This is a genomic window from Rahnella sp. NRRL B-41462 (assembly GCF_003263525.1).
Taxonomy (GTDB): Bacteria; Pseudomonadota; Gammaproteobacteria; order Enterobacterales; family Enterobacteriaceae; genus Rahnella; species Rahnella aceris.
On the sequence record NZ_JYDF01000044.1, the window covers coordinates 47,881 to 66,819 of the forward strand.

The window sequence follows — 18,939 nt, forward strand, 5'->3', positions numbered from 1 at the left end:
CACCATGTCAGAAATTGCGTTACGCCTTCAGGATGTGCATGTGGCTTATGACAACGGCCAGCAACCGGTATTGAAAGGATTTTCAATGTCAGTACGTGAGGGGGAGCTTGCTTGCTTATTGGGAGCCTCGGGTTGCGGGAAAACCACGGTGCTGCGTGCCGTTGCCGGGTTTGAACGGCTGCAAAGCGGTGAGATCTATGTTTCACAGCATCGCGTTGCCGGGCCAGGTCTTCATCTGCCGCCAGAAAAACGTCATGTCGGCATGGTCTTTCAGGAATATGCGTTATTCCCGCACCTGACAGCTCAACAGAATGTTGCGTTTGGCCTGCGAAGGATACCGCGTGAGGAGCAACAAGCCAGAGTGACGGCGCTGTTAAGACTGGTGGAATTGCATAGCCATGCCAGCCGCTATCCCCACGAACTCTCCGGCGGGCAACAACAGCGCATTGCGTTGGCTCGCGCGCTGGCACCGAATCCAGAGATCCTATTGCTGGATGAGCCCTTTTCCAGTCTGGATAAAAAAACGCGCGAGCGACTCGGCGGCGAGGTGCGCGATATTCTGCGTGAAGCCGGGCAAACGGCACTTCTGGTGACGCACAGTGAGCAAGAAGCGCAATTGATGGCAGATCATATTGGTTATGTGCAACAGGGTGAATATCACAAAATAAAGGTGGACGATTCGAATTACGCGAACATTTAGATTTCAAGTGCAGCAAGTATTACGGTTTCCATTTTCTCCGGGGTGGTGAACGGTGCAAAACGTTTGAGCGGTTTGCCGTCGCGTCCGATCAGGAACTTAGTGAAGTTCCACTTGATCCGCCCACCGAGCACACCGGGCAATTCGTTTTTCAGATACCTAAACACCGGGTGCGTAGCAGCGCCGTTGACCTCCACTTTTTCGAATATCGGGAAGCTCACACCATAGTTGATGTGACAGGTCTGCGCGATTTCGTCGGCGCCGCCGGGTTCCTGCTTACCGAACTGGTTGCAGGGAAAACCAAGCACCACCAGACCCTGTGCAGCGTACTTCTTGTAGAGCGCTTCAAGGCCTGCGTATTGTGGCGTGAAGCCACAATGGCTGGCGGTATTCACCACCAGAACCAGCTTACCCGCATAGTCGGCCATAGAGATGAGCTGGCCATCCAGACTGGTGGCGGTGAGTTGATGAAAGGTGATCATGTCGGGCTCCTCAGAGGGAATTGGCAAAGTCGAACGAAAAGAAAAACAAACCGACGTGCTAAAGGCCTCGCGTCGCGATGAGTAAGATAGAGTCAGTCGCAGCACCGGTTCAATGAGTCTGCCCGCAAAACCGATGACTATGGGCATCCGGGCACTCTGTAGATCTCAGAAATAACCTGCATCGTTGCGTCTTCGATCATTCCTTCATTACGGCATAAAACCCAGCCGTGATCTGCAACTTCCCGCTCGAACGCCTGGGTACAGGCGACATGATCTTCCAGCTTATGAATCACCGTACTACTTAGCCCACGCGGTCGGGCTGCGGCCCTCGCCCATGAAATATCAGGCGCGGTAACCACCCCGACATGCAGGTCTGGCATTCTCACATTTCGTTCAATGTTAAGCTGTAAAATCTCTGCAAATGGAACCATCCGGCGAAACGCGGCTTCCGACGGGTACCAACGATCCATCAAAATAATGCTGTCCGGTGGCTGTTTAGTCAGCACATGCCGGGAAATCCATGCACGGCTATCAGCAAAGCGCTCACAAACCTCCAGCTCCAAATCCCGGGAGGGATTTCTGGCGAGCCTGTTCACGAGGGCCATTGTTTCCCTCCTGTAAGGATCGCTTTTTTTCTCGCAAAGCCGGACCACCTTCTTGTTGTCAGCCCTGAGTACTTTCGTCATGGCCTCCAACAGTGTGGTTTTGCCGACCCCCTTGGGCCCATCCAGAGAAATAAACAACGGACGACTCATTCCTGAAATGACGATTGATACAGGGTTTTTGTAAAGCTCAAATCTGGCAAAAACATCTTATTTCCTTCAGATGAACAGACACTGATGAACATTCCGGCAAGGGTTCTGACTCACGGGTTGTGACCTGCACGGTGTAGTTTAAGGGATCCGCTTAGCAAACGGAAAACATCCCACGTTAAGCCTCACAAATTCATCACCATGCCAATAGCAGCGAGATTCTGGATAAGTTTTACTTTATATATCGTCCTCTCAGCCAGAACCTTTCAGGTTCAAAACTGTATTTAATCGAAATTTTATGTAAGCTGACATACTCATGTACTAGTCAGGTGGATTGAAGATGAATTTTTTGTCAATTGAAGATGTTAGAAATCGAATCGATCAGATTGATCGCGAACTGGTTAAGATGATCGCGCAACGCAGCGAATGTGTTAAAGCTGCAGCAGCTTTCAAAATTGACCACTCAGCCGTTCGCGCGCCTGACCGCGTCCAACAGGTCATCGACAAGGTATGTCAACAGGCCACTGAAGCAGGACTTCCCGAAGTGATTATCGAAAAGGTCTACCGGACAATGATCGGTGCGTTTATCGATTATGAACTCGAGCAACACGACCAGCTCCGACAGGAAAAACGCTGACATCATGCGCCAACATACCATTCAACTTCTCCCCCTTACTGTAGCGGGTATCGAGGCGGTAAACGCCAACAGCGATATCTCTTTTGGGCGGCATACTCACGACCAGTTCGGCATTGGTTTGATGGACAGCGGCGGGCAAAAATCCCTGTATACCGGTGTGGCTTACCTGCTGTTTATGGCGTGGCAAACGCTACGGGATAAGACACTTTTATCTGCTGACTGCCCCGGGTTGGCGTTATCTCATCGCGCCTTGATACAGCAGGCTGTGGTTGCCAATCTTCTTAATCCCAAGCTTTCGCTATTTTTCCTGGCATTTCTTCCGCAGTTTATCGCCGCCAGGGATGTACACCCCACACAGAGCATGTTGATTCTTTCTGCAATTTTTGCGGCCATGACTTTTGCTGTGTTTTCTCTGTATGGCATTTTTGCTTCGGCTGTTAGTCATAGTGTATTAGGAAATCACAGGGTGATGACCGGCATTCGTTGGGGTGTAGCGCTGGCCTTTACTGCAGTTGGGATTCGACTGGCGATGGCCGTGCAATAATAAATATTCGTATTAGATAGCACTGGAAAAAAGTGTGCTTATAAAAGCTATTGGATGTCCGAATTTGGCACTAACCGGCCCGCTACGTTGGAAACGTCGGCTCTGAGCGAAGAGCTGACGCTACTCCTGGAAAATAAATACTTATTAGCCATAAAAATGAACAAATAAAAAAGCATCTGCTATAAATATCAGCATGCATTGTGTTTTGAAATCAATGAAGGTGAATGAGATGGCTGATGAAAACATGCTCATTACTGATAGTAATGAGCTTGAGCAACTTTACGGTGCGGTAGCAAAGCCTTCTTTAACAAAGGTGACAGACCATATTCATCCTGCCTACCGCCCCTTTATTGAAGCATCAACATTCGTGGCGCTTGCAACATCGGGACCTGATGGTCTGGATGTATCGCCAAGAGGTGATCCTGCAGGCTTCATTTACATCGAGGATGCTAAAACTTTATTTTTGCCTGACCGCCGGGGTAATAACCGCATTGATAGTCTACGCAATATATTAAATGACAATCGGGTTGCGCTTCTCTTTTTAATTCCCGGCATTGGCGAAACTTTGCGTATAAGTGGCACAGCTGAAATACGTAAAGACCCGGCTTTGCTGGATAAATTCGCAATCAATAATCAATCCCCTAAAACGGTGTTGCGCATTTCAGTGGAAAGCGTTTTTTTCCAGTGTAGCCGAGCGATCATTCGCTCAAAACTCTGGGATCCTGCCGCACAAATTGACCGGCAGGCTCTGCCCAGCACAGGAAGTATCCTGAGTATGATCTCACAGTCAGAAATTGATGGTTTGGCTTACGACGAGGCCTTGCCGGAACGATTGAAAAACACACTTTACTGATTGTAATGTTGGGTGACTAAATAACATCAGCATCGATATGCCGAAGTAGCCAACAATCCCCTGATACCCCGGCGAAACGCAGGGAAGGTGGAATGCGAACCTGGATTGACAATCCTTAACCCTCAGGCAATCTTTCATCTGATAGATGAACCCTGTGAACTTCAGAATTGAATTAATTTTTTCAGCCCTGCTTGCCGGGCAGAGCAGTGACTTTTTGCCCCTGCGCAACAGCAGAACAGCTCAGAGCCAACAAAAGTGATAAAGAAATCCCGGCTTTCATCAATGACCCTCTCTTTTCGGCTGCATTAAATTTTGCGCCACTATTGCTGATAAGGCGCGTTAACCGCGCCACCCTCACAATCCATTTTCATCGCACTCAGCTCCCTGGTTGATTCGCAAGGGTGAGAGTCGTGGCGCTTGTTCAGGCAGTGGCGGTACGATGCCATCAACAACATGAGGAACATACGGTGCTTCCAGCGCTGCAATTTCTTCTGCCGATAATGTCAGGTTAAGTGCTTCCACGGCGGTGGACAGGTGCTCCGCTTTAGTGGCACCGATTATAGGTGCGGTAATCACAGATTTTGACAGCAACCATGCAAGTGCAACATGTGCACGAGGAACGCCCCGCCCGGCGGCCACCTGCGCCACAACCTCAACCACTTTCTGGTCCTGCTGCGCGGCATTTTCATACATTTTCAGCGCAAAGACGTCGTTCTGCGTTCGGGTGGTGGTTTCACTCCAGTCGCGGGTCAACCTGCCGCGCGCCATCGGGCTCCAGGGAATAACACCCACGCCCTGATCCCCACAAAGCGGCAGCATTTCCCGCTCTTCTTCCCGGTACAGTAAATTGTATTGCGGTTGCATAGAGACAAAGCGCGTCCAGCCGTTACGCTCAGCAACATGCTGCATCTTTGCAAAACGCCAGGCTTCCATTGAGGATGCACCGATATAGCGAACTTTCCCGGCTTTCACCAAATCGTGAAGTGCTTCCATGGTTTCTTCAACAGGTGTGCCGTGATCAAAACGGTGAATCTGATACAGATCCACATAATCCATACCCAACCGGGTCAGGCTGTCATCGATAGACTGAAACAGCGATTTTCGCGAGAGAAAACCGGTATTGGGTGAGTTACGCCATGGGAAAAATGCCTTAGTAGCGACGACAATTTCATCCCGGTACGCCATATCGCGTAGCGCCCGACCAACAATTTCTTCTGAGCTTCCACCTGAATAAATATTAGCCGTATCAAAAAAATTAATTCCCGCCTCAAGTGCCTGGCGAATCAACGGTCGCGAAGCACTTTCATCAAGCGACCACGGCTGAGGAAGGCGTTCCGGTTCGCCGTAACTCATGCATCCCAGACACAGTCGTGAGACTTTCAGGCCACTTCGCCCCAGGTTTACATACTGCATAATCATCTCCCTGCCACGTTATTTAATGAAAATTGCGACGTCTGTTATTGCCAGTTGCCCACCATTTTCGGGATGAATTCACGAATCTCATATTCAGCGAGATTGGGGTGATAGGCGTCTTCGCTCAGAATAGCGTCCAGCTCTTCCCGGCTTTCAGTCTGAGCAATAATCACCCCTGCTCTTTCGCGATCGGAATAGGGACCGATGAGAACAAACTTGCCTGCATTGAAATACTGCTGAAACCAACTGACATGGCGTGTGAAAAGCGCCTCATGCTGAACAGCCGTGATATCGCCATTCACCGTAATATTGATGAGATACATTTTCCCTCTTCTCCTTTACACAGCCATTTTTAAAGCAGGGGTAGTTTCTTTAATCGCGGTAATCAGACGCGCGGCATGAACTTTTGCCAGTGCTTTCTGTTCGAGGACTTTAGCTTCATCACGCCCTGCATAGCTCATCCCAAAGGTGTAAACCGGCTCCTGCCAATCCAGATTGCACAGCAGTGCCGTGGTTTCAAACGGTGTGATGTATTGCTGAATGTCGTGACCGAACAAACCTTCAGGGGAATACAGGCCCTCTGGTGCTCCGGCGGTAAAGGAAATGATCAGCTTTTTGCCACCCAGTTTTGCGGTTGAGCCATGGGCAAAGCCGTGAACTAATACCTGATCAATCCACAACTTCATTAACCCCGGCACTGAATACCATGAAAAAGGAAACTGCCAGACAATCACATCAGCTTCGAGTAAGGCTTGCTGCTCCCGTGCCACGTCGATCCGGTAGTCAGGATACAGAGCATCAAGAAAGCGAATTTTGGCCCCGGGCAACGCTTTTGCGACTTCATCCAGGATAGTGGCGTTACCAATGGATTCACTAAGATTCGGATGACCTGAAATAATCAGTACATTTTGCATTTTTGGCTTCTTTAACAGGGGTTTGTTTTACTGTAAGTGAGTATAACCAACCCTGATTCTGTTTTTTAGAGCAGTAATAGCTCATACACTCTTAGCCAATAGCTAATAATCTAACTTTGTTTCCTCTGCTGGGGGTCGCCATGAACAATGTCATTTACAACCAAATCCGTATTTTCCAGAGCATCGCCCGTGAAGGCAGCATCACTGCTGCGGCCAGGAAACTTGAGATAACGCCACCTTCGGTCAGCAAAGCGCTAAAACTGCTTGAGCAGCATATTGGTCACCCGCTTTTTGTGCGCACCACCCGGCGCATTGAGCTGACGGATGCCGGGGAACAATTGTTGCAACAGACATCGCGGGCTGTGGCGTCACTGGAAAGTGCGGTGGAAAGCATCAAAGACCTGAATCAGGAACCCTCCGGGCTGGTCAGAATTACGCTGTCACGCTTTGCCTACCTGCTTATCCTGAAGCCCTTTATGGCAGAGTTTTGCCAGAGCTACCCCGGAATACAGCTTGAGATATCCGTTTATGACGGAACAGTAAACATGGTTGATGAACGTTTTGATTTGGGCATTCGTTTTGGCGATATCCTTGAAGAGAGTGTTGTGGCCCGCCCGTTGATGAAACCGTTTCGTGAAGGTTTGTATGCTTCTGCGGCCTATCTCGCGGAACACGGTACGCCCAAACTGCCAGCGGACTTGCATCAGCATCAACTCATCGGCTACCGCTTTATTACCAATAACCGCCTCCTCCCTCTGATGCTGGAAGATAAAGGTCAGCAATTAACCGTTGAGATGCCAGGGCAGCTCATCAGCAATGATATTGATGTCATGGCAGATGGCATACGCAGCGGTCTTGGAATTGGCAGATTGTTTGAGCCGGTGTATGAATTGCAGCCCGATAAAGAGCAGTTTATCCCGGTGATGATGCCTTACTGGAAGACCTATCCACCGGTTTATCTCTACTACTTAAAAAACACCGGCAAGGCAAAACGAGTCAAAGCGCTGATTGATTTTTTAATGATGAAAACCAAAAAATAGCTGACGACATAACCTGTTAAAGGTCCACATCCGTTTGAAGCGCTAAACAGCGCTACAGGTATATCGCTGCGTGCGCCGTAGCCGTTAAGGTCAGGAGCAATAACTGGCCGACCACCCGGAGGTCTGTGAAATTTCGGATCCCTCAAAGTACCGGTTAAGCCGTTGATAAATATGACAGGTGCGATGTTACCTCAGTCTTTTGGTGGTTTTGACAGGATAAGAATTCAAATTTAGTTTATTTATTAGCCAGCTCATGGCAAAAGTGATCCAGTCAAAGGAGCCAAATTTAAGAAGCCCGCTTAGGAAACTCAGCGGGCTTCTTGCTTTTCATGCTCCGGTACTATGCCTTTATGGCTTTGATGCAATCAGTGAGTGTGAAATTTCCGAAGACAGCCACAGATTCCATGCATTAGCATTTAGGTAACTTTATGATTTTTCCATACCATTTCTGAGAAACCCGCTAAGGACCAGACTGCATTTGTTTAACATCAGATATTGAAAACAGTACGGCAACGGCTGTCATCTTCATTCCAGGCATCATTCACTTCGCTTAATGGCCGAATACGAAATGGGACTGAGAAATCACTCAAAGCAGCAGCTTGTAATAGTTCACCAACCGAAGCGACCAGTTCAGCATCAGATACGCTGCCAAGTCCGCTCCCCATCAGGGTCAGTCCTGATGAGCGTAGTAATTTGCTATGTAATGATATTTCTTGTCCACTTAATGAGCCGATCTGCACAAAACGCACCAGTCTGGCACCTCCGGCAGCGGCAGACTTCATAATATCAAGCGCACTCTCCCCCCAGAGATAATCCAAAACGACATCAACACCCTGTTCCATGAGTGCCGGGAGTTCATGCGATAATTCATCCAGCGTAAGCGTGATATCAGCCCCCTGAGTACGGAGTTTCGCCAGGACTTCAGTATTACGCCCAGTCGCGATGATTTTCCCCGCGCCCAGGTGACGAGCGATACGCACCGCCAGACCGCCGGAGGTGCCTGTCGCGCCATTGATGAGAACAGTTTCCCCTTTTCGCAGCTGCGCCCTGCGCGTTAATGCTGTCCAGGATGACATTCCGGGATTACCAATGGCGGCTGCCATTGAGAGATCAAGTGTTGCCGGGAGCGGCACAATACTTTTAGGCGTAACCAGGGTCATCTCAGCCATACTGCCAAAAGGGGAGCTCAATGCGAAAAAAAAGACCGGGTCTCCGTTAGTCAGATAACCTGCGCCATCAATTCCGGGTATAAACGGATATTCCATTGCTGAACTGTAGTGTGTTCCCGCGGCCCGCGACTTGGCCAGTTGACTGATTGCAGCGGCTTTAACGTTGACCACTATATGCTGCTCATCTCCCTGAGGGTCCATGAAATCACCGTAAATCGGCGTTTCGCCTTTGCCATTAACAAGTGCTGCTTTCATTAAGTTCACCTTTAGCTCAAGAAATATATGTGTACAATGCACACATTATTCCCACTCCCGGATGCCGTCAATGAAAAGAGTGCAAAATACACATAAACCCGATTATTTTGATGATTTACATGATACGTTGCTGGCTATCGTCGGTGCTTTCAATCGGCCGCAACGTGATGAAATAATGATAAAAAACTCCGGTATTAATATTGACCGTGCATTATTTCCACTGCTGGTCCTGATAGGCCGCTTTGGCCCTATAGGTGTAGGAGAACTCGCTGATCGGGTGGGGCGGGATTATACGACGGTAAGCCGTCAGGTAACTAAACTCGGGCAAATGGGCCTAACCCATCGACAGAGAAATGTTAAAGATAAGCGAATTAACGAAGCGGTCGTTACGCCTGAAGGAAAAATGATGACCGATAAAATCGATCACACGCGAGCACTCATTTATAACGACATCTTCAATAGCTGGCCGGACAATGACCGCGTCGAATTCGAAAGATTATTGAAAAACTTCGTTCATGATTTTAATGCATTGGAACCCATTAAGTCCGTTTGATCCGGACTTATGAATATGCAGGCGAAGTGCGCAATAAACTTAGCCTGCACGTAAACAGCCGTACATGGCAGGGTCCGCTAGTCTACAGCTCCACGCTCCTACCCTCCTCCCAAGGCCTTGTAAAGGGTAATAAGACTGTTTTGCTGCGAAAGTCTGCTCTGAATCAGAGACTGTTGCGCAGAGAATAATGTCCGCTGCGCATCCAGCACATTCAGGTAGTCCGTCGCACCGTTAGCATAGCGATGGCTCATCACCATTCCCAACCCTACCGTGATGTGTTGAGCATGTCTGACTCATTCAAAGGCACTTGCGCTGAACGCCTGCGTCAGCGGCTTCTCTTTGCCTTTGAGAAAATATCAAAGGACAAAAAAATCCAGCAAATGCTGCGCTTGTCTTTGACTGAGGGTGTACGTCTTCCGGAAATTGTTGATCGTCATTATGACGAATTCGTAGAGCCTCTGGCAGGAGCAATAGGCAGCTTAATCTGAAATATGCTGCCCGGTGCTTTGTCAGGGGATAATGCGTGCCGCTCTCAGTTGCGTGAACAGGCTGAAAAACATTTCGTGGGTGGCCTGCATACGGGTAAAGCCTGCCCGGCGCAGCTTGCTGCCATCACCAAACATGTCGTAATCCCAACCAAACACAAAATCTGCAAAACTCCCGTCGTTCAGCTGTAAAATGTCAGTTTCCATCAACCGCTGCCCGGCAAGTTCACGCCATGTCGTGCGGTAGTCCTTAAACAACTGATGAAATGACAGCCGGACCGGCGGTGCGTATTCCAGCTCAAACCAGCGCGCGATATGCGGCCAGAGCTCGCTCCAGCGCCAGATGTCACCGTTATTCACGTTGAAAGCCTGGTTCTCTGCCGCAGGCGAGGTTGCAGCCCACAATGTCGCCTCTGCCAGCAACCCGGCGTCAGTATGATCAACGATGCTATGCCAGGTTTGTTCTGAACCGGGAAAGCGGAGAGGTAAATCCTGAGCCTTACACAGCGACGCATACAGTGCGATGCTCATTGCAAGATTCATGGCATTGCCGGGCACCGCGCTGCCAACCACACCCGGCCTGATTGCATTCCAGTGCCACGTTTTCCCACGCTGAAAATGGCTGAGCCATGTGAGCTGAGCCGCGTTAAATTCTGCGCCGGGTATGGCGGGATCGCTTTCACGCGCCGGGGTTTTGAACGGTCCAAGATGTGCGCCATAAACTTTGTATCCTTGCATCAGGCTTACAATCTGGAGGGGTGCCGTTTTCTCAATGTTACTGACCAGATTGCGCAACATGGTGACGTTCGGTTCAACCATTTCTGTCCAGTTCGCGGCGTTCACCCAGGCGCTGTAAAAAATATGGGTGATGCGGCTGAGTGGTTGCAGTGCCTGCGCGCTGTTTTGCGCATCCAGTAAATCGACGTTTACAACCTGAATATTATCAGGGTGAGATAATGCATTGCGGCTCAGCCCGATAACCTCCCACTCATTTTGCAGAAGTGTTTTGACAAGCTGGCTGCCGACAATACCGCTGGCGCCGGCGACCAGCGCGACCTTTTGTTGCTGCGTCTTATTCATGGTGTTTCTCCAGAGAAGGTGACAGATACAGTGTGATATATTATTTTTTTCACACATATCCCATGAAACTGATGGCACTTATAAGCAGAATCATTAAATGAATAATAAGCTCAATGCCATTGCCACCTTTCTGCGCGTAGCACAAGCAGGCTCTTTTTCTGCAGCCGCCCGCCAGAGCGGTATGAAGCAATCTGCGGTCAGTCAGCAGATTGCCGCACTTGAGGAGGAGCTCGGTGTGGTATTGCTGCATCGTACAACGCGTGTGATGGCGCTTACTGAGCAGGGAGAAAGTTACCGGCGTGATATGCAGCTTTTGCTGGAGGCCATGCGGGAAGCAGAAAGGCGTCTGAACCCTGCCGATCACCACTGGCATGGCAGGGTTCATGTGCAATTGCCGAGCGGGCTGGGCCAGCTCTTTTTACCCCATCTGCTGACGCTTCAGAAAATGAACTCAGGATTGCACCTTACGCTTTCACTTGATGACCGCATCGCCGATCTTGTCACTGAAGGGGTGGATGTCGCGCTGCGCTTGACCCATGAGCCTCCGCAAACGCATGCGGCGCGCGTGCTGGCACGTATTGAAACGGCGCTTTTTGCCGCCCCCGGTTTTAAACCGGTTCATTCTGTGAGTGAGCTGGCGGCACATCCACATGTGCGATTCAGCGGCATCGCGCCGGAGGCACCACTACGGTTAGTTTCTGATAGTGAAACTATCGACATCAAAGTTAATACCGTGTTCCGGGCTAATACCAGTGAAGCGCTGTTACAGGCGATAGAGTCAGGCATGGGTATCGGTGGCATGCAGCTACCGCTCGCGGCCAGGGCTTTGCAAGCCGGTACGCTGGTTCCGGTATTACCCGCCTACAGGTTAGCTGATCGCTTCCTCTATGCGGTCTACCCGGACGCCCGCTTTATCCCGCAGAGGGTCAGAAGCATTATCACTGTAATCGAACAATTACTGCCTGAGATGACGGGGCCTTTACGCATTCTATAATGCTTTTTTCATAAAAATACGGCTCGTGCCTTCCGGTTGACAGTCAATACGCCCAACCCCTTCCCTCCCATCAACATGAACTCCCCCACAAACGCCGGCTTCAATTCAGAGAGTGGAAGACCCTCACTGTGGGTAACGCGCTGATTGACGCATTTATTGACCGGGGCTCATGCGATCTGGCAAAGGAATTTGCGTTCCCTTTAACCTGGCTCATAGACATGGTGATGGCGGGACTGCGCGCGGGGGCACCGCTACGCTCTGTTTCTCAATAGACGACGGCAAAGCGTGCATGCAGAAACTTCCTGCGATATCAATATCGTTGTATTACTGTCTGCTGAACTCTACCTCTATTTTATCTGTATCCCCCATCGCGGGGAGTGTCCCGGGATTTACAACGTTCCCGATGGGGGTGTAGCGATATGAAGAGTCAAATGAGGCATAGAATAAAACCAACGTTTGCGTTCCGTACAACATGAGATCACCGGCATGAAGGGTCCCCGGCTGCACCGGGCTGGAAGGCAAGCTATGAGGCAGTTCGGCAAATTTCTCGTTACCATTTAACTCAGTCATTTCGAGTTGCAGAGGTAACATATTAACAAAGGATTTAGCCGCCGGATTGTCGTGAATTCTGACTTCAAATGGTTGGCCATTAATGATCATTCTCGCCTTCATGACGTTATCCTTACGCAGTGTGGTGTCGGCATGGCTTGCAAAAGCGCACACCCAAAGCAGGCTCGTGAGTAAATATTTCACATGACCTCCGGAAGAGCAGCCACACCCGGCAGGATGTGGCTTTGGCGTTTAACTGAGGTGAGTTTTAAAGAATGACGCCAGCTTGGCGAAAGGGATCAAATCGGTACGGTCATACAAATCGACATGGCCAGCACCCGGGACGATATACAACTCTTTCGGCTGTCCGGCACGTTTGTAGGCATCTTCGCTGAATTCCTTCGAATGCGCCTGGTCGCCGGTGATGAAAAGCATCGGGCGCGGAGAAATCGTTTCGATATCATTGAACGGATAGAAGTTCATAAACTTCCCTATGCTGCTCAGCATCGGTTTTGTTGTCAGCTCTTCTTTCTCGCCCTGTGGCGTATAACCCCCCCGTGATGTGCGATAGAAATCGAAGAATTCCCGCTGAACCGCAGAGGTTGAATCATCGAGCTTGTTCACGGTTCCGGGAATATAGGCAATATCGCCGCCTTTAAACTCGACCAGCCGTTGTTCTGTAGCCGACTTAATAAACGCTTTGCGCTGTTCAGGCGTCACGGAATGATTAAGACCATGACGGAACACAGACCCCATGTCATACATGCTGACGGTGGCAATGGCCTTCATTCTCGGGTCAATTTTGGCAGCACTGATAACGAAGCTGCCGCTACCACAGATACCCAGTGCACCAATTCTCTGCGGATCAACATAAGGCTGAGTGCTGAGATAATCGACTGCAGCACTAAAGTCATCCGCATAGATTTCAGGGGAAATCAGATGACCGGGTTTGCCGTCACTCTCCCCCCAGAAGGAAAGATCAATCGCCAGCGTCACGAACCCTTGTTCCGCCAGTTTCTGGGCATACAAATTTGAGCTTTGTTCTTTCACCGCCCCCATCGGATGACCAATGACAATAGCGGGATGCTGCACGTCTTGCTTCATCCCTTTCGGTATAAACAAATTACCGACGACTTTCATTTGATACTGGTTTTTAAAGATCACTTTTTGCCGGGTGACCTTATCGCTTTGGTAAAAGTTATCTGCTCCGTTAGACATATCGGCTCCTGTCGCAGCAAATGAGCTGATTAACAGCCCTAACAGCAGGGTAAATACTTTCATTGATGAATCCTCAGTGGGTTGGATGGATATCTTTACGTGACGTTAATAAAGCCAGGGCAGCCGCGATGACGAGTAAAATGGCACTGATGAGAAAAGTGCTTTGATAACCACTATGGTCAAAGGCAAAACCCCCGAGAGTGGAGCCCATGGCGATTGACAGTTGCACGATGGCGACCATAAGACCTCCGCCCGCCTCCGCATCTTCCGGCAGGGTTCTGGCAATCCATGTCCACCATCCGGTGGGGGCCGCCGTGGCGATTAATCCCCACAACCCCAGCAACGGCGCAACGACCCATACACTGTTTCCAAAAGCAATCAGCACCCCGGCGATTGCAGCCATCAGCAAGGGAATGGTGATAAGTGTGGGATAAAAGGCGGTCTTCAAAAACGTGCCAATCACCAGGGTGCCGATAAAGCCTGCCATACCGATGGTCAGCAAAATGAGCGACAGCGTGGTGATATTTACCTGCGTGACTGTCTCGAGGAACGGGCGCAAATAGGTGAATAAGGAAAACTGCCCCATAAAGAACAATCCGCAGGCGGTAAGGCCAGCGACCACAAGCGGGTTAGCAAAAAGACGAAAAACATTGGCAGTCCTCTTACCGGCTTTCTCCGTGGTCATTGCAGGCAGGCTGAACCACTGCCATATAAAGGCAATGACCGCCACCGGAACGATGCAAAAGAACGCCCCGCGCCAGCCGATGACAGACCCGAGATAACTCCCCAGCGGAGCGGCTATAACGGTTGCCAGCGCGTTACCGCCGTTAAAAATAGCCAGTGCACGGGGAACCCGATGCGCCGGAACCAGGCGAATAGCCGTAGCGGCAGAAAGTGACCAGAATCCTCCGATCGCGATACCAATTAATGCGCGGCCCACCATGTAAATCAGATAACCGGGTGCCAGCGCGATAATTGCACCGGAAACGGCCATCAGCAACGTCATGCTCAGCAGCAATACCTTGCGGTTGAGTGTTCCGGCCAGCGCAGAAATGGAGAGACTGGTCAGTACCGCAAACAGACCGGAAATCGCGATCCCCTGCCCCACGCGTCCCTCACTGACACCTAAATCGGCTGATATCGGCGTCAGCAAGCTCACAGGCATAAATTCCGAAGCGATGAGCGCAAAGACGCATAACGTCATCGCGAAAACCCCGCTCCAGTAAGCGTGCTCTTTTTGACGTTTTGTATGACTCGGCAATGCGGACATAAATAGTAATTCCCAATAATCCAGGGTTATTTGCACACCCGCTGAACGCTATTCGCAGAAATAACGTAAAAAATAAAACGTGAAATAAAGATGAAAAAATAAGAGCGTTAATCTTCCCTCGCGGAATAAGCTCTTGTTGAAAATTTTACACGCGGTGTGCATCATTACTAGCTAATGGATACTGAATGGGCTTATAAGCATTACTTATTAATAAGGCGGGAAGGACTTTATGAAACGCAACCTGAACGATCTTCTTTATTTTATTACGGTTGCCCGTGAAAGCAGCTTCACCCGCGCCGCTGCAAAGCTGGGCGTCACCCAATCCGCACTGAGCCAGGCGATTTCGGCACTTGAAGAGGATATGCAAATTCGCCTGCTGACGCGTACAACCCGTAGCGTATCGCCGACCTCTGCCGGAGAACGGTTGCTACTGACCATAGGCGATCATGTTGATGGCATACTCGCCGAGCTAGACATGCTGACTGAGATGCGTGATAAACCCGCAGGAACTGTTCGCATCACCTGCGGCCCCCATGTTCTGAAAACCATACTGTTGCCCAAATTATCGCCTCTGCTGAAACACTATCCGGATATCAGACTGGAGTTTGATGCTAACCACGGTTTTCGCAACATCGTCGCCGACAGGTTTGACGCGGGTGTCCGTCTGGGTGACACCATCGATAAGGATATGATAGCGATACCGATTAGCCCGAAGTTGCAAATGGCTGCGGTTGCATCGCCTGAGTATTTTGCTACCCATGCGATGCCGCAAACGCCACACGACCTTCTCCAGCACAACTGCATTAATATGCGGCAAGCGACGTCAGGGGGACTTTACGTCTGGGAGTTCGACAATGAAGAAGGCCCGGTAAATGTCCGGGTTACCGGGCAACTGACGTTTAATACGTCAGCACACATGGTGGACGCGGCATTAGCCGGGCTTGGCATTGCTTTTCTGCCGGAAGAAGAGTTTGAATCACATATTGAGGAGGGGCGCCTGATACGCGTACTTGAACCGTGGTGCCAGCCATTTCCCGGCTATTACCTGTATTATCCCAGCCGTAAGCAACCCTCACCCGCATTTTCACTGGTCGCTGATGCCTTACGCCACAAGGCATAGAAAAGCCCGCGGGCCTTCAGGCAACGATGAGCGAAGAGATGACCAGATCTTGTTATGTTAGCCAGTGGCAGGCCGACATATGGCGTCTAAATTTCCATGCCCATGATGTGCAACTTACTTATCTGTGATTCCGTTCTGAAGTCAGTATCAGTTATGTGTCGCATGCCTGAAGCTTCATAGAATTTACGAGCGCGATCGTTTTTCTCTCTCACCGAAAGCCACAAAAATTTCTTATCTTGCTTTTGCGCAGCTGTAACGATTTCTTTAAATATTTCTTTTCCAAAGTGTTTACCCGTCGCTTCCGGTGCAAGATAAAGCCGGTCAAGCGATACCCCAGAAATAGCCGTTCCCGGAATCGTATTGATCCACGTGAGTTTGGCAAATCCAACCGGTTTATCGTTTTGCGCCAGAAACCAGCAAACTTTTGGATCCCTTAGTCCGTCATTGAGTGCGGACAAAGAGAATTCACTTTCCAGATACGTATTCATTTCGCGCTCTGACAACCACATATGTCTGAAGTGCGCCGGATATATATTGAAAGCCAGGCTGCGCAACAGGCTGGCATCTACCGGGTGGGCGATTCGTGTATTGATGTTCATGCAGAAACCTTAAACCAGCAATAAATTGGAATGACTTAACATATCAAACTTACTTTAATAACGGTCGAACTCTTCAGCAAGGGTATTCATCACTGCCCTGACTCTTGCAGTGTGCGACAGATCCTGATGCATAACCAGCCAGACCTCATAAGGGCTTTTACGCGTTCTTTCTGGCCACAGGCGGATAAGTTCCGGGTACATTTTCGCAAGGTAATCGGGCAGCTCACCCAGGGCCAGCCCTGCGCGAATAAACGTTGCTAACATCATGCTGGAGTCCAGCTCTGCCACTACGCGTCCTTTATGTCTCGGTTCTCCTGCCAGCAGTCCATCCTGAGAGCGCGTAATGCCTGACTGGTAAAGCGCGATACGGTGCCCGTCAAAGCCTTTGCCGGGTTCTGGTATGCCAAACCTGTCGATATACTTATGCGTCGCAAAAAGTCCCACCTCCCTGGAGGCCAGTTTACGGGTAATCAAATCCGGCTGTTCTGGCCGAATGGTGCGTACCGCTATATCCGCTTCGCGTCGGCCGATATCCAGCAGGCGTGTGGTGGTGGTCAGATTTACCCGAATATTGGGAAAGTTATGCTGTACGCGCTCGATTGCCGGTAAAACAAAATCAATGGCCAGCGAGTCAGTGGCAGTCACATGCACTTCTCCTTCAAGCCGGTCATCATCCCCGGAGCCGCGACGTTCAAAGCTGACCGTCAGGCGCTCAATCTCTTCTGCAAGCGAGAGTATTTTTCGCCCGCCAGCGGTCAGAACCCAGCCCTGACGGCTTTTTAAAAATAGTTTACTCCCCAATAATTTTTCAAGCGTATTGAGTCTGCGGCCTACGGTAGTCTGATCAACTGAAAGCTGCTCAGCCGCGCTGCGTAAAGTACCTGCGCGGTATACCGCCAGGAAAATCCGGACATCATCCCAGTTCATCGTTCCTCATGCTGCATTTTTGCAGGTATTGCCTGCATGATAATGCATTTAAGCAGGATGAAACAGACGTTAAGCTACGCACTTCTTCTGCTGATAACCCTTTTCAACACCGGAAATTTTATGCCTCGACTCTCTTTTATTATTACCGTTGCTATGCTGAGCGCGTTCGGTCTCATCGCGTCCGATATTTATCTTCCGGCGATGCCAGATATGGCACGCGAATTTGCGGTGGATCCATCGCGGATATCTCAGACCATTTCAGCCTATTTACTGGCACTGGCCATATGCCAGCTTTTTTACGGTCCGCTTGCAGATCGCTTTGGACGAAAACCCGTACTGCTCGCTGGCATTGCGATTTACATTGGCGGATCGCTGGGATGTGCAATTGCTGAGAGCTATTCTTCTTTTCTGCTCTTTCGCCTGCTGCAAGGGGCAGGTGCAGCGGCTGGTCTCGTCATTGGTCGCACGCTGATCGCGGATACCTGTAATAAAGCCATTTCTGCCAGGGTCTACTCGGTCATCTATCCGCTGGTCTCATTGTCACCTGCAATAGCACCGATGATAGGGGGACATCTCGCCGCCACATTTGGGTGGCATACGGATTTCATTTTCGTCGCCATTTTCGGCATGGCTACCATGCTGATGATCATTTTCATGCGCGAGACGCGACCTGAAAATATCTCTGCTACGGCCTCGCCGTTTTCAGGATTTAGCGTTATTTGCGGCGATACGGGGTTCTGGCGTTATACGCTTATCGTCTGTTGCATCTACAGTGCATGGTTTATTTATCTGACTCAGTCTCCTTTTTTATTTGCGCAGCTCGGGATGAGTGAGGAGGCGCGAGGATGGCTCTATATTCCCTTAACGGCAGGTATTATCGGTGCCAATGTGTTAACGAAACGGCTTTTAAACTTCTGGCAATATGATCGCATTGTTACTGCCGGCATCATGTGTTTTGTGCTGGGTGGTCTGGCTTATGCCACAGTAATGTTTACGGCAGAAAAAGGGATTTTATCTATTTTGCTTCCTATGTGCCTGGTCAGTCTGGCAAACGGCTCCAGCCTTTCACTGGCAATATCCGGGGCAATCAGCAGCGGGCATGGTCATGCCGCCACGGCCTCCGGAATGATTGGTTTTATGCAGATAGGCAGCGCGGCTGTTTTTGCCAACTTCATAAGTGCAGAGTTTGGTTTCAGCCAGCCGGTACTGGGCTCTTCAGTTTTATTGCTGGCTCTCACCGCACTTGTGGCCTGCCGTAAACAGCGTATCCGGCGCCATCATATTCAATCCTCCCGTTGAGCCTCTGACCGGCTGTGAAGGTTGTAATGTTTATTTCTGTCTCGAAATAAGAGTAATTAATCAAAGTTCAAAATAGCGCATTATTTCCA

At 50.0% G+C, this 18,939-nt stretch carries 22 protein-coding genes and 1 pseudogene; 10 read left to right on the forward strand and 13 right to left on the reverse strand.

Translation table 11 applies throughout. From position 1 onward, the window contains the following. The first annotated feature begins 4 nt into the window (after positions 1-4). Entirely contained in the window at positions 5-700 is a 696-nt protein-coding gene (locus UC14_RS11715; protein ID WP_015689650.1) for an ABC transporter ATP-binding protein, read from the forward strand. Here the strand turns inward: UC14_RS11715 and UC14_RS11720 are convergent. Continuing rightward, positions 697-1,179 carry a glutathione peroxidase gene (locus tag UC14_RS11720; RefSeq protein WP_013574968.1) on the reverse strand — a complete coding sequence of 161 codons (483 nt, stop codon included), beginning with the start codon at positions 1,177-1,179 and terminating at the stop codon, positions 697-699. The genes UC14_RS11715 and UC14_RS11720 overlap by 4 nt on opposite strands. Positions 1,180-1,316: 137 nt before the next feature. Next, positions 1,317-1,934, reverse strand: a complete 618-nt coding sequence (locus tag UC14_RS11725; RefSeq protein ID WP_112151781.1) for a dTMP kinase — start codon at positions 1,932-1,934, stop codon at positions 1,317-1,319. A 337-nt stretch (positions 1,935-2,271) separates the two neighbouring features. Here UC14_RS11725 and UC14_RS11730 point away from each other — a divergent pair, with 337 nt between their 5' ends. The 3 genes from UC14_RS11730 (at position 2,272) to UC14_RS11740 (ending at position 3,965) form a co-directional block, all read left to right on the forward strand. Further along, on the forward strand, positions 2,272-2,568 hold the full coding sequence (locus UC14_RS11730) for a chorismate mutase (RefSeq protein ID WP_013574966.1): 297 nt from the start codon (positions 2,272-2,274) through the stop codon (positions 2,566-2,568). A gap of 4 nt (positions 2,569-2,572) precedes the next feature. After that, on the forward strand, positions 2,573-3,112 hold the full coding sequence (locus UC14_RS11735; protein WP_015689648.1) for a LysE family translocator: 540 nt from the start codon (positions 2,573-2,575) through the stop codon (positions 3,110-3,112). Positions 3,113-3,341: 229 nt separating this feature from the next. After that, a complete protein-coding gene (locus tag UC14_RS11740; protein ID WP_015689647.1) occupies positions 3,342-3,965 on the forward strand; it encodes a pyridoxamine 5'-phosphate oxidase family protein in 624 nt (207 codons plus the stop codon). A gap of 354 nt (positions 3,966-4,319) precedes the next feature. Here the strand turns inward: UC14_RS11740 and UC14_RS11750 are convergent, their stop codons facing one another. Genes UC14_RS11750 through UC14_RS11760 form a run of 3 tightly spaced genes read right to left on the reverse strand, consistent with a single transcriptional unit; the run spans position 4,320 to position 6,292 of the window. After that, positions 4,320-5,378, reverse strand: a complete 1,059-nt coding sequence (locus tag UC14_RS11750) for an aldo/keto reductase (RefSeq protein ID WP_112197732.1) — start codon at positions 5,376-5,378, stop codon at positions 4,320-4,322. A gap of 44 nt (positions 5,379-5,422) precedes the next feature. Continuing rightward, a complete protein-coding gene (locus UC14_RS11755; protein WP_013574961.1) occupies positions 5,423-5,701 on the reverse strand; it encodes a YciI family protein in 279 nt (92 codons plus the stop codon). 15 nt (positions 5,702-5,716) lie between these two features. Next, positions 5,717-6,292 carry an NAD(P)H-dependent oxidoreductase gene (locus UC14_RS11760; protein WP_112151778.1) on the reverse strand — a complete coding sequence of 192 codons (576 nt, stop codon included), beginning with the start codon at positions 6,290-6,292 and terminating at the stop codon, positions 5,717-5,719. A 140-nt stretch (positions 6,293-6,432) separates the two neighbouring features. Between UC14_RS11760 and UC14_RS11765 the strand changes: the two genes are divergently transcribed. Then, positions 6,433-7,332: a LysR family transcriptional regulator gene (locus UC14_RS11765; protein ID WP_013574959.1), complete on the forward strand. Its 900-nt coding sequence runs from the start codon at positions 6,433-6,435 to the stop codon at positions 7,330-7,332. A gap of 488 nt (positions 7,333-7,820) precedes the next feature. Here the strand turns inward: UC14_RS11765 and UC14_RS11775 are convergent, their stop codons facing one another. After that, entirely contained in the window at positions 7,821-8,756 is a 936-nt protein-coding gene (locus UC14_RS11775; protein ID WP_013574958.1) for a zinc-binding alcohol dehydrogenase family protein, read from the reverse strand. A 70-nt stretch (positions 8,757-8,826) separates the two neighbouring features. On the opposite strand from UC14_RS11775, the gene UC14_RS11780 reads away from it, so the two are divergent. Continuing rightward, positions 8,827-9,309 carry a MarR family winged helix-turn-helix transcriptional regulator gene (locus tag UC14_RS11780; RefSeq protein ID WP_013574957.1) on the forward strand — a complete coding sequence of 161 codons (483 nt, stop codon included), beginning with the start codon at positions 8,827-8,829 and terminating at the stop codon, positions 9,307-9,309. Positions 9,310-9,407: 98 nt separating this feature from the next. Here UC14_RS11780 and UC14_RS11785 read toward each other — a convergent pair. Next, positions 9,408-9,551: pseudogene (locus UC14_RS11785) on the reverse strand (TolC family protein); the annotation flags it as partial. A 42-nt stretch (positions 9,552-9,593) separates the two neighbouring features. Here UC14_RS11785 and UC14_RS11790 point away from each other — a divergent pair. Beyond that, positions 9,594-9,797: a hypothetical protein gene (locus UC14_RS11790; protein WP_015689645.1), complete on the forward strand. Its 204-nt coding sequence runs from the start codon at positions 9,594-9,596 to the stop codon at positions 9,795-9,797. A 21-nt stretch (positions 9,798-9,818) separates the two neighbouring features. Here the strand turns inward: UC14_RS11790 and UC14_RS11795 are convergent, their stop codons facing one another. Then, positions 9,819-10,874, reverse strand: a complete 1,056-nt coding sequence (locus tag UC14_RS11795) for an SDR family oxidoreductase (RefSeq protein ID WP_013574956.1) — start codon at positions 10,872-10,874, stop codon at positions 9,819-9,821. Positions 10,875-10,971: 97 nt separating this feature from the next. Between UC14_RS11795 and UC14_RS11800 the strand changes: the two genes are divergently transcribed. Continuing rightward, the gene (locus UC14_RS11800; RefSeq protein ID WP_013574955.1) at positions 10,972-11,868 is read left to right on the forward strand and encodes a LysR family transcriptional regulator; all 897 of its coding nucleotides are present in this window, start codon (positions 10,972-10,974) and stop codon (positions 11,866-11,868) included. A 324-nt stretch (positions 11,869-12,192) separates the two neighbouring features. Here the strand turns inward: UC14_RS11800 and UC14_RS11810 are convergent, their stop codons facing one another. The 3 genes from UC14_RS11810 to UC14_RS11820 are packed head-to-tail and all read right to left on the reverse strand — an operon-like array spanning position 12,193 to position 14,905. Then, a complete protein-coding gene (locus UC14_RS11810; protein ID WP_232829671.1) occupies positions 12,193-12,621 on the reverse strand; it encodes a cyclophilin-like fold protein in 429 nt (142 codons plus the stop codon). 48 nt (positions 12,622-12,669) lie between these two features. Further along, positions 12,670-13,698: an alpha/beta hydrolase gene (locus UC14_RS11815; RefSeq protein WP_112197733.1), complete on the reverse strand. Its 1,029-nt coding sequence runs from the start codon at positions 13,696-13,698 to the stop codon at positions 12,670-12,672. Positions 13,699-13,708: 10 nt separating this feature from the next. Then, positions 13,709-14,905, reverse strand: coding sequence for an MFS transporter (locus tag UC14_RS11820; RefSeq protein WP_112197734.1), 1,197 nt, complete (start codon positions 14,903-14,905; stop codon positions 13,709-13,711). A 229-nt stretch (positions 14,906-15,134) separates the two neighbouring features. On the opposite strand from UC14_RS11820, the gene UC14_RS11825 reads away from it, so the two are divergent. Then, positions 15,135-16,025: a LysR family transcriptional regulator gene (locus UC14_RS11825; protein WP_112197735.1), complete on the forward strand. Its 891-nt coding sequence runs from the start codon at positions 15,135-15,137 to the stop codon at positions 16,023-16,025. An 86-nt stretch (positions 16,026-16,111) separates the two neighbouring features. Here UC14_RS11825 and UC14_RS11830 read toward each other — a convergent pair whose 3' ends face one another. Then, positions 16,112-16,624 carry a GNAT family N-acetyltransferase gene (locus UC14_RS11830; RefSeq protein ID WP_112151772.1) on the reverse strand — a complete coding sequence of 171 codons (513 nt, stop codon included), beginning with the start codon at positions 16,622-16,624 and terminating at the stop codon, positions 16,112-16,114. 54 nt (positions 16,625-16,678) lie between these two features. After that, entirely contained in the window at positions 16,679-17,551 is an 873-nt protein-coding gene (locus tag UC14_RS11835) for a LysR family transcriptional regulator (protein ID WP_037035909.1), read from the reverse strand. A gap of 36 nt (positions 17,552-17,587) precedes the next feature. Between UC14_RS11835 and UC14_RS11840 the strand changes: the two genes are divergently transcribed. Then, positions 17,588-18,850 (forward strand): multidrug effflux MFS transporter, encoded by a 1,263-nt coding sequence (locus UC14_RS11840; RefSeq protein WP_112151771.1) that lies wholly within the window; start codon positions 17,588-17,590, stop codon positions 18,848-18,850. Positions 18,851-18,939: the final 89 nt, after the last annotated feature.